The following is a 15,129-nucleotide window of genomic DNA, read 5'->3' on the forward strand; positions in this document are numbered from 1 at the left end:
ATGACTATTTATCTGGATATATTAACTAACTATAATTGTCACTTTGTACTTTTTAATGATTGTCCGTTACTTGATCTATACTTTCTATCCCCTTAATTTCACCATTTTGACCTACATAAACTTTTACCGAGAATTTATTATTAGGATTATCATCATAGATCATTGTATTTTCTTCGTAGTTTATTGTTCTTGTACCATGTACTTGTCTAAATTGTTGGACATTCACGTCTTCCGGCATGATAAAGAAGCGGCTCACTTTATGATTGGTATAGTGAACCCCAATGTCACCGTATTTAACAACTTTCACACCGGCAATATTCATTGTTTTTTCACTTTTACCAAATTCAGCTTCTATTTTATCTTTGTGCATCCCCTTCGATACTTTATGATAACCATGTCTTGTATCACGATTCATGAAATCTGTGCTAAATTGCTGTGCTAATACATCTATTTTCGGCGGATGAACGTTCCTTTTTTCTTTATTGTACTCATTACTCTGAGAAACTTGATTTGTCCCTTTATAATTAGAATTAAGGGATTGGTATAAAAACGTGCCTGCAACGATTAATGCAATAATTAATAAGGCTAAGATAATGCCAATTATGATTTTCTTCATTTTAATACGCCCCAATATTTTTAATTTATTTTATATCTTACTACAAATGATGAACTGATTGAATCTATTTTTAATATTAAATAATTATCATGCAATTCTATTTTTAGCGATCGTTCCACTCCTAACAAATAGTAATAATACAATTAAAATTTAAAAAGAAATCATGTAGATAAAATGTCATTTTTTATTTGAATAATCTTACTTCCCACCATTGAAAGCGTTTTCTAATGATGATATATTATGATTATACCTTAACAAAGGGGTAACGAGAAATTCATATATAGTTAGAGTCAAATGATATTTAGAACAGTTCTACCAGTTAGTTTATTTAAAGTAGTTAATAACTTCTCCAGATATTAACTACAAAAACCATTAAACACTTTTAAACTCCTTAAAAAAAGCAACCAACACATAAAATGTGTGTTGGTTGCTTTTATATTTATTCCTTCTTATTTATACTTTCTAATTACACGCATCACTTTTAACATACTAAGCCATAATGAATGATGTTTTCTATAAACTAAAAATCTTGGTTCCCAAAGAGGATTAAATTTCTCTTTGTATCTTCTGAGACCTTGAAATCTATATAGACCATTAAAATGTTCAAAAACTCTACCTGCGATTCTCTCTCCATAAAATGAAAACGGCACTTGCCCCACATTAGATAATGTAGCCATACCCATATTAAAATGCTCATAATTATGCGCCTTTGCCCATAACAACATATTCAAATATAAGCCATCCATTAAAGGTAAATTACTATCTGCCTTCCAACGAATTAAATCTACAGAAAGTGTTGCTTTGTAATACGTAGGCATAAAGGTACAAAATGCGATGATAGATTCATCTTTATCTTTAATGATCGCTATAGGTGCTTGCGATACATAGTATTCATTAAAGCTACCTACAGAAAAATGCATTTCATTTCTTTCTGCTAACCAATCGTCACTAATGTTTTTCAAATCCACAAGTAATCTGGGGGAAAACGGTGGGTCTAACACTTCAAAAGTTAGATTAAGATCATCAAACTTATTTAATGTTGCACGTAAGCCACGTTTCTTTTTACCTGATGTAGTAAATGTAGTTAAATCTATAACCGCTTCTTCGCCTAATTTGAAAAATTGATTGCCAAAATCATAGTAAAGTGACATATATTTATCAGTTACTTGATAAAATATCACATCATAACCTAAGTATTGTGCTTCATGGTAAAACGTTTCTAATAATTCATGAAACGATTCTGGATTGCCTACTGGGTCACCTAATACAATATAGGCACTGTATTTATAACGATACATAAGAAAGGCATCTTCTTTTTCATTAATAAAACAATGCTTATCTCCACTATACATTAAATGGCTTAAATAATTACCGCCATTTTGCGCTATGATTGCTTCACATATTTCAATATTGTTACTTCTATTCTTTACTCTATAACGATACTCAAACCACCAGACGATTTCACCGACAATAATAGCAACGAGTAGAATTGTAAACCAGAAATAATACCTTAATATTGAACTGTCCATTTCCAAATGATAAATATCTAATGTATAGAATGTCCCATCTATAACAATATGATTAATATACAAAATGAGTGCACCGACAGCGACACTTAACCATAACTTTGTATATCTGAATGGTCTTTTAATTGTATTCGAGCGTCTATAAAATACCAATAGTAGGACAAACATAACTGCTAGCCAACTCAGTAATATAAAAGAAGCATAAGTATAAGCTGTAACAATAAATATTAAACTAATCGAAATCATTGAAAATAAAATAGCTCGTTTAGAGAGATGATATACACCAATTATATTTAATAATAAAAGTAAACATGCCGATGTATGTACTGATACGATAATGTAATAAATATAATGATTCGGATCATATAAACCATCATATATAATCGTCATATTATTTAAAAAACATATGAGGCTTGTATACATCAACAATAGTGCAATTGAAAACGATGGCACTCTTACAATTATATCTTTTTGATACGATGCTACGAGTGATGTCATATCTTTCACTGGTAACATAAGCTTTGAATCTTCCCAATAGCGTTTTGCAGTACTTCTGAATTCAAATGTAGAAAGAATCAACGCGATTAACACTGGGAATAAATAATAAGCAAAACGATAGAGCAATAATGCTAAAACAATTTCTTCTTCCGGTACATTTAGACTTTTCAAACCTAATAAGACGACTAAATCAAATGTTCCAAACCCACCAGGAATAAAACTAATTAAACCTGATAGTGACGCTATAATAAATATGCCCATAAAAGCAGTAAATGGTATGTGGATGCCTACAATGACTAAAGCCATATATAATACAAATGATGCTATCATCCATTCAATACCAGAAACAACTGTGCAATAAATACCAAGTAATTTATGTGATTGTTTAACTGGTTTTACATAAGTAACTATGATAAATATTGGTAAAAATAGTGCCACAATATACAATAACCATCGAATCCATGGAAAAGGGCTAAATATGTGCGTCACGTCAAATACGTGAATCACTACAAGGATAGACAGTAAACTAAGTCCTGTTAACATTGATATTAAAACAATAGAGATTGTATGTACTAACGCCTTTTTATCATCAGTTGCGTTCTTGTACAATAGAAAACGTACACTTGCACCAATAAAACCTCCAAAGCCTACGACAGCATTAAGTGCATTTACAATATAACCAATACGAATCGTTTTCAATAAAGAGAGTTTCAACTTTAACGTTTTTACTAAGAGGACGTCATAAAGCGATAATACAATAATAGATAACCCACCACTTAAAAATAAAGCAACTAACCATACTCTATTAATTTCTCCAAATGATTTTACTGTTTCTTTAAGATTAATATGTGAGAGTTCTTTATATAATGTGAAAACAACAAAAATAAATAACGTAACTGCAAATACTATTTTTAATATAGAAAATAATTTACTTCTTAATTCCTTAGACATATCTTCACTTCTCTTTTCAGTGTTTCTATTGTGTCATAAAAAATATAGCACAACACTAAAATATAATAAATAAATTTTTAATGACATCTATATAACATAATTGTTAGGTGGCTTTCATTTAAATCATTTATACGATGCACAGTGAAGTCATTATGAAACGCAGAGCATATAAAAACGACAAGTTTCAGCCTTTGTCATTTTTATGCGCGCTTTCTGCGGTCACAGCCTTTATTGTTATATTGGCAATAGATTTCTGTCCACTCCCATGCCCAGGCAAGCATATAATTTCAAAATCAAAAATTTTCTAATAAAAAAGGAGCGGTGATAGGAAATCAAAATCTGATTTCCTATCACCGCTCTATAAGATTGACTAGAAAAAGTAATACAGGAACTTGAAACAACTTCATTTAGGTATCAAGCAGCTACTATGCAATTTAATTGAAGTTGCGTTGATATTAACGAATTTCTTCTTCTGATGAAGTTTGATACTCGCCTGCATCTTGACCATAATATTTATTATATCTACGTTTATACATAGAATATAAGTGTGAAATAAGCACTTTTAAGATAGCGTATGCTGGTATACCTAAAATAACCCCAACTACACCGAGTAAGTTACCCGCACTTAACAAGATAAAAATAATTGTTAGTGGATGTATTTTCAGTGTTTTACCCATTACATTCGGTGAAATAAAGTGCCCTTCAATAAATTGTACAGCAGTCCACACGATAATTAATTTCAACAACATAATTGGTGAAGTAATTAATGCAATAATAATTGCAGGTGAAATTGCAATCGTAGGACCAATGTATGGTACTACACTCGTTACAGCTGCAATAGATGCTAAGATTAAACTATAATCTAATCCGATAATGCTATAACCAATAAATAATAGAATTCCAATACAGAACGAAACAACAATTTGTCCTTGGATATAAGAACCTACTTGAACACTCATTTTGTCTAATAAATCATGAAAATCTTTTCTGAATTTTGGTGGCATCAATTTTGTAGAAAAATCTTTGAAACGATAGCCATCTTTTAACATAAAGAATAATACAAATGGTGTTGTTGCAATTACTACACCAACATTGACTAATGCTTCGGCAAAATTCTTGATTTTAGATCCAAAACCATTAAAATAATCAGAAACCATACCTGGTAATTTTTTTGCTAATGTATCAAGTTGATCTTGAATCTGCGTATAGAAATTAGATATCACAGAAAATTTAGTAAGACTATCAATAAATTGATTCACTTTATCAACATAGTATGGAAAATTATTACCAAAACTTTTGAATTGTGACCCAATCACTGGGATAAGTAGATTAATTGCCAATGATATTACACCAACGATGAGTAGGAATAAAATGATAACGCCCCAAACTCTTGGAATATTATATCGTTCCATTAAATTAACTACCGGGTTAAATAAATAATAGAGAATAATTGATACAATGATAGGTGCTGCAAGCGTATTAAATACGATAATAAATGGTTTGAAAATGTAAGAAACTTGATCAAATATAAAAATTGAAAAACCTACTAATATTAAAATCAACAAACCAAAAAGTAAATCTTTACCGCCTAAAAACTTCATGAAGCGGGTTTCTGGAAAACTCAGTCTCAATTTATCTTTTCCACTCTTTTTTTCTTGCTTTATATTTTCTTCATTCGACATATACTCACCATACCTTAATTTGATTCTAAAATTATAATTTAACATTAAATGATACAAATCGTAGTACAAAACTACGAACATAAAATGCATTGTCGATTTATTTGCTAATATTAATATTAACACATTCGTCATCTTCCAAACATATATTTTACCACATTATATATCGTAAGAATCTTTTTGAGAAATTATACACATAATAAAAGTACAACAATACTTTCATTATTTTTGTACTACTACAGCTTTTAATAAAAAAAGACAAACCAAACGTGAAAATTTGCTTGGTTTGCCTAGAAGTTAGTATATTCCACAATAATACGAGAGCTCTAAATTGTTAATTTAAAGTGGGTTCATTTTCACGAACTGGTTCTTCGGTAATATCTTTATTTTTATTCGTCTTCTTTTTAGGAATCGGAACGATATAATTGCCATAAGGTAATTTACCAATTAAGTATACTAATAATGCAGATAGTGCAACTGCTGCAATAAAGACACTCACAAATTTACTTTGTGGTGCTATATTCTCTACAATTGGTAATCTTTTCACAAATTGTATGGCAACATAGTGAACTAAGTATATCCCCATTGAATAGTTACCAATTACCGTTAACGTATTTAATACAATCTTATTTTTCTTAACATGCTCGTACATGTAATTAAGAAAAACGATAAAGAATGGAATATAAATAATGTTCGATATTGTGATTGAACTATTGAGATTTTCTAAATCAATACTTATGAGTAAATCTATAAATAATATTGCAATAATTATAGTAAGCAGCGTTTTATACTTAAATATCAATTCTTTTATTTCATTATAAAATTTAGCATATACAATGCCTAGCATAAAGAATGAAATCCAATTCAAAATAAACAGTTTATCATTAACAAAGCGTTCGACGCCTCCGCCACCTAATGAAATTGGCTGAATGACGATCCAAACAATGTTGACAATGGTCGCTAAAATGAAAACCGATATGATTGGCCAACCTTTTTTAAATTTATGCACAAATGGAAAAAGAAAATAAAATTGAATGACAGTCAAAATAAAGTATAAATGAAAATTAGCTTTACCATAAACAAAATAGTTAATTAACTTACCGTCGTCCTCAAGGTTATGTAAAAAATATTCTCTATATAACAAATAAAAAATCGTCCAAATTATGTAAGGGATAAAGATTTTACTAAATCTAGATTTCATAAAGTAATTCAAACTAAATCCTCTATTAATAACTGATATCGTCAATAAAAAAGCACTAATAACAGCAAATATAGGCGTGCCTAATCTTGCCATTTGATTGATATATCCTAAAGCGTCAGAAGTAAAATCGCCTGTTGAAGCTGAATAACCAATACTATTGACTGTATGAATTGCTACAACTAACATAGCCGCTACTGCTCTTATAATAGGCACTTCATCATAATACTTCACGCAACTGTAGCCCCCCTACTCATAATTAACCTGAAGACTAAGTCTATAATGTTCAACATAAGCTGTAAACCTTGTTGGCGGTGAAAAGTTGAATCTTAATACATTATTATATGTTATTTAATATTTTCTAAACACTCTTTACATTTCAACCTTTTTAAAAAGTAAAATTACTTTTTATTTAAATTAAAATAGCAAAGTTTTTTAATTTAGTTTGTGGTTTTAAAAAACAGCACCTAGTCATTTGAAATGACTAAGTGCTATTAGCAGTGTTAACTGGGTCATATAATAATTTTTATACATAAATTTATATCATTGTCCGATTTTGTGATGAATTAAATTATGTTTGATCTGACGGCTTAGCAGCCATAAAATGATAAACATGTAATGTTAAATAAATGACCTCTGCCTCATATATAGTAACATTCAGTTCTTGTTGCAACATTTTCATTATTTTCAAGGCGATATTAAAACACAAAGGGTACTGCGTTTTTAATAATTCTTCAAACGCACTTGTTTTTTGCAATACTTCCCCTTTATTTAATCTTCTTATTAAAAATTGAATATGTCTAATAAATCGTTGATATTGTACCGTTTCTTTATCTATTGTATGTTTCAAATCATGCTCTAAAATAAAGATGCTTTTATTAATCAACACATTTATCGTTTCCATCTCACGTATGGACACTGTTTCAGTATTAGAAGCGATATGTAATGCGATAAAACCAATCTCATCCTCAGGAAAATTCACTTCTAAAACATCGTTTAATCGTTCAATTACTTTTTCTGCTATTTCATATGCCTCACTATATAATTGCTTTGTTTCCATGACGAATGGATTATTAATTAATTGATTTTGTTTCATACGCTTATAAGCAAAAATAATGTGATCTGTTAACGATACAACCAATTTTTGATTGTCTATTTTCATTACCGAATTGGTAATAATATTTACTGCATCAATCACGGCTTGTATCAAGTTATCATCAGCTAATTCAACCAATGTTTTATAATGATCTTGTTGTGATTTTTGATCTAATATATATACTTTTTCAATGGATTGGTTTTCATGTAATGTCATTCCAATCTTTTTATTAAAACCAATGCCTTTTGCAATTAATACATATTCTTGCATTTCATTAGTACAAATAATTACATTGTTATTTAAAACCTTTGTAATAAGGTAAGAACTCATGTCACTCATCCTTCTTATTATGTCAATAAGCATTATATAGTGAAAATTATAAAATTGAAAGTAGTAAAACGCTTTTCTATTAATTTCATAGTATTATTACATAAAAAAACTATGCATTTCCATTTTATAGAAAATACATAGTTACAATCACTTTATATAATTATTTCTTTTTCATGCCCCAGCTTTCAATGCCAAATAAATTAATTTCTAATTCTTCTGGTTTAAAGACAGGCTTTTTACCTGCTTTACGTTGACGTTGGTAATCATTCATAACTGCAAATGCAATATTAGATAATCCTATAATTGCGACTAAGTTGACGATTGCCATTAAGCCCATAAATACATCGGCTGTGCCCCAAACAGTTTCTGTTTTAATTACTGCACCTACAAATACAAGTACAACAACTAAACATCTAAAAACAAATAATAATGCTTTGTTTTTTGATAAAAATTCAATATTTGACTGTCCATAGTAATAATTTCCTACCACAGATGAAAAAGCAAATAATGATATTGCTACTGTTAAGAAAATACCACCAGCACTACCTAAATGTTCATTAAGTGCAGATTGTGTTACTGCAACACCTTGTGCCGCATTTTCACCAAATTCTAATCCTGTATATAATAAAATCATAATCGCAGTTGCTGTACAAACAAGCATAGTATCAAAGAATACACCTAGCGATTGAATTAAACCTTGTTTTACAGGGTGAGGAACGGCTGCTGTTGCCGCAGCATTAGGTGCAGAACCCATACCAGCTTCGTTGGAGAATAAACCACGTTTAACTCCTTGTAAAATCGCTGCACCAACAGCACCACCAGTCGCCTGTTCAAACCCAAAGGCGCTCTTAACAATTGTAGTAATCATTGGAATAATTTGATCATAATTGATAAACAAAATAACAGCTACAAGACCGATATATATGATTGCCATAAATGGTACGATGACTGATGATATTTTGGCAATACTACGGACACCACCAAAAATAATAACACCTGTTAGTATTGCTAAAATGACACCTGTTACAACAGGGCTTACGTTATATTGTGTTTTTAATGATTCAGCGATCGTATTAGATTGCACAGTGTTAAACACAAATGCAAATGTCACTGTAATTAATATGGCAAATAAAACACCTAGCCATTTTTGATTTAAACCTTTAGTTATGTAATAAGCTGGTCCACCACGGAAACCACCATCTTCATCAGGTACTTTATATACCTGTGCTAAAGTTGCTTCTATAAAAGCACTCGCTGCACCAATCAATGCGATAACCCACATCCAGAACACAGCGCCTGGTCCACCTAAAACAATTGCAGTAGCCACACCTGCGATATTACCTGTACCGACACGAGATCCCGCACTTATTGCAAAAGCTTGGAATGGCGAGATACCTTTCTTACCACTATCTAGTGTTTCGGGTTTTTCGCCAATGGCACGAAACATTTCTGGAATCCATCTTAATTGAACAAATTTAGAACTAATAGTAAAGTATAAACCTGCTGTTATTAGTAGTCCAATTAGGTATTGCGACCAGATTAAATCATTCCCGACTTGAACAAAAGTTTTGAACCAATCTGGAATTAAACTATCAAAATTACTCAATTTAATCCCTCTCATCTATATAATTTAAATTTTATAGCAAAATCAAGAGATTTATAGTTATTTCATGTACATATTAATAATCAAAATGCATATGTGCACATGAAAGTGAGCGAAGGTTTAAAAGTGTTTAGCTAAAGGCTTTGCACTATCATATCTTGCTCCACTATAAATCTCTTGGTTTTATTTTTTATTGCACCTAAAAGGTATTTTATCATTATATAGTTGCATTTACTAACAGTTTTTTCAATTTATATTATTTAACAACTAAATTTTCCACTTCTCCAAAGTCATTAACATCTACTATGAAACTACCATTTGTGTATTGTTCTGATAAATGAATATCTTTAATCTCGCCTGTTTCTTGTTGTTTATTTGAATAGATTGTATATTGCTTTTGTCCTGGTTGGACAACTTCGGCAGCTACAATACGATGTGGCGCTTTCTTAAGTTCTTTCAACAATGTAAGGCCACGTTGTGCGCGTTTTGCTGTTTGCAATACTTTAAATCCTACACGTTTTAATGAACCTCTTTGTGTCGCCATTAGAATTGAATCCTTTTCAGATATCAATTGTGTAAGCACTGCATAATCTTCGTCTTTTAAGTTAATAGATTTAACGCCAGCTGCTCTTAAGCCAGTATCAGAAAGTTCATCACTACTATATGTTAAGGACATACCTTTATGTGTAAGCACTGTGATCAGTTGTGGTTCTTCTATGCGCATGACATTAATGATTTCATCATCCGTTTTTAACTTCATTGATACTAATGGTTTATTAAAGCGTGAAGTTTTGAACATAGAAACATTACTTTTCTTAATCATACCATCACGTGTAGCAAGAATATAAAATGCTTCAGGTTTAAAGTCACGTTCACAAAAGACATCTATGACATGTTCACCTTCATCAATAGGTACGATTTGTGATACGTGTTGACCCAAATCTTTCCATTTGATTTCTGATAATTTATGCACTGGAATATACAAGTAACGCCCTTTATTAGTAAAGACAAGTGCAGTATCTAAAGTATTAACTTCTTGATATTTTAGCAATTCATCGCCTTCTTTAACACCCACTTCTTCGGCGCCACTTGCATTAAAACTACGTAAAGAAGTACGTTTGATATAACCATGTTTCGTGACACTCATGATTACAGTTTCACTTGGTATCATAACTTCTTTATCGATTTTGATTTCCGTAATTTCTGCTTCAATTGAAGACAAACGCTTTTGTTTATAGCGATTTCTTATTTCAGTTAATTCTTCTTTAATAACATTTAATAAAGCCTCATGATTATCTAGGATGTTTCTTAAAGCTTCGATTGTCTTTTTCAATTCATCATGTTCATTTTGTAATTCAACAATATCTGTATTTGTAAGACGATACAATTGTAACGTCACAATTGCTTCAGCTTGAGCATCACTAAAATCATATTCAGCTACTAAGTTATTTTTAGCATCTTTTTTATTTTTAGAACTTCTAATGAGTTTTATGACCTCATCCAAAATAGAAAGTGCCTTCATTAAACCTTCTACAATATGCATTCTACTTTCAGCATGGTTTAATTCATAGCGCGTACGTTTTGTCACAACATCAATTTGGTGATTGATATAGCTATCAATAAATTGGCGAATGCCCATAAGTATAGGACGTCCATCACTAATCGCAACCATATTAAAGTTATATGCAACTTGTAAATCCGTATTTTTGTATAAGAAGTTCGCCACCGCTTCACTATTTACGTCTTTCTTCAATTCAATTGCTATACGTAAACCAGTTCGGTCTGTTTCATCACGTACTTCAACGATACCATCTACTTTTTTATCTGCGCGTAACTCATCCATTTTTTTAACTAGTGAACTTTTATTCACTTCATAAGGTACTTCAGTAACGATAAGCTCTTTTCTACCATTTCGTAGTTCTTCTAATTCTACTTTAGAACGGACAATGATTTTACCTTTACCGGTTTCATAAGCTTTCTTGATACCGTCAATACCTTGGATAATACCACCAGTAGGAAAATCTGGCCCTTTAATATATTTCATCAATTGACTCACTGTAATATCAGGGTTATCAATATATTTAAGCGTTGCTTGTATTACTTCTGCCAAGTTATGCGGCGGTATATCTGTTGCATAACCTGCAGATATACCGGTACTACCATTAATCAATAAATGAGGTAACCTTGCTGGTAAGACCATAGGCTCCATTGTCGTGTCATCATAGTTGGGCATAAATGGTACTGTTTCTTTATTAATATCCCTTAATAATTCTTCTGAAATAGGGCTTAATTTAGCTTCCGTATAACGCATAGCTGCCGCTGGGTCATTATCAATACTACCATTATTACCTTGCATATCCACTAACACATGGCGCAATTTCCAACCCTGACTCAGTCGAACCATTGCATCATATACAGAGGAATCACCATGTGGATGATATTGTCCAATGACGTCACCGACAGTTTTAGCACTTTTACGGAAATTTTTATCATATGTGTTTCCACTTGAATACATTGCATATAAAATACGTCTTTGAACAGGTTTGAGCCCATCACGAACGTCTGGCAATGCACGCTCTTGAATGATGTATTTACTATATCTACCGAATCGATCGCCAATAACATCTTCTAGCGATAAATCTTGAATTATTTCACTCAATTTATTTCCTCCTCATCGGGGTTTTCCTGTTCTAAAATTTGAATTTCATTATTATCCAAAATACTTTGTTCTTGTTGTAAGCCAAATTCAACATTTTTTTCAATCCATTCACGTCGTGGCGCTACTTTATCACCCATTAATGTTGTCACACGTTTAGAAGAACGCAATTCATCTTCAATTTGTACTCTAATTAACGTTCGAGTTTCAGGATTCATTGTTGTTTCCCACAATTGATCGGCGTTCATTTCACCAAGACCTTTATAACGTTGTAGCGTAAAGCCTTTGCCTAATTTATTTTGTAATTGCTCTAATTCTTCGTCAGTCCAAGCATACTCAATTTTTCTCGAAGCACCTTTACCTTTTTCTAATTTGTATAAAGGAGGTAGTGCAATAAATACTCTGCCAGCTTCTACTAAAGGTTTCATATACTTAAAGAAGAATGTTAATAACAATACTTGGATATGTGCGCCATCGGTATCAGCATCTGTCATGATGATGATTCTATTATAATTGCTATCTTCAATCTTAAATTCATTACCGACACCCGCACCAATTGTATGGATAATTGTGTTAATTTCTTCATTTTTGAATATATCATCCAGTTTAGCTTTTTCTGTATTTATTACTTTACCTCTTAGCGGTAATATAGCTTGATACTTACGATCTCTTCCTAATTTAGCAGAACCACCTGCTGAGTCACCCTCTACTAAGTATATTTCTTTCTTCTCAGTATTTTTACTTTGTGCAGGTGTTAATTTCCCAGAAAGTAATGTATCTTTACGTTTGTTTTTCTTACCTGAGCGTGCATCTTCTCTTGCTTTACGTGCTGCTTCTCTCGCTTGTTGGGCTTTCAGTGCTTTTTTCACTAGAGATTTAGATAATTGACCTTTTTCTTCTAAATAATACGGCAATTTGTCAGAAACAACAGAATCAACTGCACTTCTAGCTTCTGGCGTACCTAATTTAGACTTGGTTTGTCCTTCGAATTGGAGTAATTCTTCCGGAACACGTAACGATATAATTGCTGTAAGCCCTTCTCTTATATCATTACCATCTAGATTCTTATCTTTCTCTTTTAATTCATTAATACGTCGCGCATAATCATTAAACACACGTGTCATAGCTGATTTAAAACCAACTTCATGCGTGCCTCCATCTTTAGTACGAACGTTATTAACAAAACTCAAGATACCTTCTGAGTATTGATCGTTGTATTGAAATGCTACTTCTACTTCAATCTTATTCGCTTCACCTGAAAAATTAGCGACTTCGTGTAATACTTCTTTGCCTTCATTAACATAACTCACAAATTCTTTAATGCCATCTTCATAGTGGTAAACATCTTCACGTTCTTTACCAGCTCTTAAATCTCTAAGCGTGATTTTTAGGCTTTTAAGTAAAAAAGCCGACTCTTGCAATCGTTCACTTAACATATCGTAATTAAATGAAGTTGCTGCTTTGAAAATTTCAGGGTCTGGTTTAAACGTTACTTTTGTACCTGTTCTTTTTGTTTTACCATGTTTTTCAAGTCCTGATGATGGTTTACCACCATTTTTAAAACTTTGGGTATATATCGTACCATCTCTACAGATTTCAACTTCCAACCATTCACTCAGCGCATTGACAACTGATGCTCCCACGCCGTGTAATCCACCTGAAGTCTTATATCCGCCCTGTCCAAACTTACCGCCTGCATGAAGTACCGTGAAAATGACCTGAACAGTAGGTTTCCCTGAAGTGTGGATACCTGTTGGCATGCCACGTCCATTATCTTCTATTGTAATACTTTCATCTTTATTGATAGTTACTATGATTTCACTACCAAAACCGTTTAATACTTCATCGACGGAATTATCGACAACTTCATACACTAGATGATGTAATCCACGTTTATCGGTAGAACCAACATACATACCAGGTCTTTTTCTTACGGCCTCTAACCCCTCAAGAACCTGAATGGAATCATCCGAATAGTTATTTTGTTTATTCATTGCCAATCGTTTCGCCCTCCTACAAACATACGTTCGTTTTTAAAACTATACATTAGTTATTCTTATATAAATCTGGATAAATTGCAAGCACCAAATCAATTTTCAAAAAATAATTCATTCCTCTATGAAAATTTTTATTCGTCTTACTATGGTCTTGTATGGTAAAATAATTTTAATGTCATTAAAGGATGTGGATTATATATGATGATGATTATAATCATGTTGATACTAAGTTACCTCATTGGTGCATTTCCAAGTGGCTATGTAATAGGAAAATTATTTTATAAAAAAGATATCAGACAATTTGGTAGTGGCAACACTGGTGCGACAAATAGCTTTAGAGTATTAGGTAAACCAGCAGGCTTCCTAGTTACTTTTTTAGACATATTTAAAGGTTTCATTGTTGTCTTTTTCCCACTATGGTTACCTGTCAGTGCAGAAAGTCCTATTAGTTCATTTTTCACAAATGGATTAATCGTTGGTGCTTTCGCAATTTTAGGTCATGTATATCCAGTTTACCTTGGATTCAAAGGTGGTAAAGCCGTTGCTACAAGTGCTGGCGTTATACTTGGTATGAATCCTGTCTTATTAATTATACTAGCAGCTATTTTCTTTATAATATTGAAATTAACAAAATATGTTTCACTTTCAAGTATTATTGCGTCAATCTGTTGTCTTATTGGTGCTGTACTCATTCGAGACGTCATCTTGGTTATCGTTAGCATCGGTGTAGTTGTATTGCTGATTATTAGACACCGTTCTAATATTGTAAGAATTTTCAAAGGTGAAGAACCCAAAATAAAATGGATGTAACTATTACACAAGTCACTATGTAAACAATCAAGTAATTAAAATAAAAAGCTAGAGGACTTCATTGCCTCCAGCTTTTTATTTTTAGCTTAAGACCCCTAACATCCACGTACGAAGAATTAATTTCTTCAATCACTTTAAAACATCATTACTTCTATTATACTACTAATGT

The 15,129-nt window shown here is 31.8% G+C and carries 9 protein-coding genes; 1 reads left to right on the forward strand and 8 read right to left on the reverse strand.

Annotated elements, in window-relative coordinates:
• Nucleotides 1-52: 52 nt before the first annotated feature.
• From ACP3TL_RS05040 to parE, 8 genes are all read right to left on the reverse strand, one after another.
• Nucleotides 53-616 carry a hypothetical protein gene (locus ACP3TL_RS05040; protein ID WP_069832147.1) on the reverse strand — a complete coding sequence of 188 codons (564 nt, stop codon included), beginning with the start codon at nucleotides 614-616 and terminating at the stop codon, nucleotides 53-55.
• A 449-nt stretch (nucleotides 617-1,065) separates the two neighbouring features.
• Nucleotides 1,066-3,591, reverse strand: coding sequence for a bifunctional lysylphosphatidylglycerol flippase/synthetase MprF (mprF, locus tag ACP3TL_RS05045; RefSeq protein ID WP_285336717.1), 2,526 nt, complete (start codon nucleotides 3,589-3,591; stop codon nucleotides 1,066-1,068).
• 455 nt (nucleotides 3,592-4,046) lie between these two features.
• On the reverse strand, nucleotides 4,047-5,273 hold the full coding sequence (locus ACP3TL_RS05050) for an AI-2E family transporter (RefSeq protein WP_069815749.1): 1,227 nt from the start codon (nucleotides 5,271-5,273) through the stop codon (nucleotides 4,047-4,049).
• A gap of 331 nt (nucleotides 5,274-5,604) precedes the next feature.
• Nucleotides 5,605-6,702: an acyltransferase family protein gene (locus ACP3TL_RS05055; protein ID WP_069815751.1), complete on the reverse strand. Its 1,098-nt coding sequence runs from the start codon at nucleotides 6,700-6,702 to the stop codon at nucleotides 5,605-5,607.
• A 337-nt stretch (nucleotides 6,703-7,039) separates the two neighbouring features.
• Entirely contained in the window at nucleotides 7,040-7,894 is an 855-nt protein-coding gene (gene glcT, locus ACP3TL_RS05060) for a glucose PTS transporter transcription antiterminator GlcT (protein ID WP_069815753.1), read from the reverse strand.
• Between the two features lie 160 nt (nucleotides 7,895-8,054).
• Nucleotides 8,055-9,500: a glutamine transporter AlsT gene (gene alsT, locus ACP3TL_RS05065; protein ID WP_069815755.1), complete on the reverse strand. Its 1,446-nt coding sequence runs from the start codon at nucleotides 9,498-9,500 to the stop codon at nucleotides 8,055-8,057.
• Between the two features lie 253 nt (nucleotides 9,501-9,753).
• Nucleotides 9,754-12,156 (reverse strand): DNA topoisomerase IV subunit A, encoded by a 2,403-nt coding sequence (gene parC, locus ACP3TL_RS05070; protein ID WP_069832149.1) that lies wholly within the window; start codon nucleotides 12,154-12,156, stop codon nucleotides 9,754-9,756.
• Nucleotides 12,153-14,147, reverse strand: a complete 1,995-nt coding sequence (gene parE, locus ACP3TL_RS05075; RefSeq protein WP_141714411.1) for a DNA topoisomerase IV subunit B — start codon at nucleotides 14,145-14,147, stop codon at nucleotides 12,153-12,155. The genes parC and parE overlap by 4 nt, the downstream gene beginning before the upstream one ends.
• A gap of 204 nt (nucleotides 14,148-14,351) precedes the next feature.
• Between parE and plsY the strand changes: the two genes are divergently transcribed.
• Nucleotides 14,352-14,960: a glycerol-3-phosphate 1-O-acyltransferase PlsY gene (plsY, locus tag ACP3TL_RS05080; RefSeq protein WP_069832159.1), complete on the forward strand. Its 609-nt coding sequence runs from the start codon at nucleotides 14,352-14,354 to the stop codon at nucleotides 14,958-14,960.
• Nucleotides 14,961-15,129 lie beyond the last annotated feature (169 nt).

Source organism: Staphylococcus caseorum, from assembly GCF_049943195.1.
Classification (GTDB): domain Bacteria; phylum Bacillota; class Bacilli; order Staphylococcales; family Staphylococcaceae; genus Staphylococcus; species Staphylococcus equorum_A.

Excerpts from the sequence above, each read along its gene's own strand:
- ACP3TL_RS05040 (WP_069832147.1), bottom strand. The coding sequence starts at position 616 with ATGAAGAAAATCATAATTGGCATTATCTTAGCCTTATTAATTATTGCA.
- mprF (WP_285336717.1), bottom strand. The coding sequence starts at position 3,591 with ATGTCTAAGGAATTAAGAAGTAAATTATTTTCTATATTAAAAATAGTA.
- ACP3TL_RS05050 (WP_069815749.1), bottom strand. The coding sequence starts at position 5,273 with ATGTCGAATGAAGAAAATATAAAGCAAGAAAAAAAGAGTGGAAAAGAT.
- glcT (WP_069815753.1), bottom strand. The coding sequence starts at position 7,894 with ATGAGTTCTTACCTTATTACAAAGGTTTTAAATAACAATGTAATTATT.
- parE (WP_141714411.1), bottom strand. The coding sequence starts at position 14,147 with ATGAATAAACAAAATAACTATTCGGATGATTCCATTCAGGTTCTTGAG.
- plsY (WP_069832159.1), top strand. The coding sequence starts at position 14,352 with ATGATGATTATAATCATGTTGATACTAAGTTACCTCATTGGTGCATTT.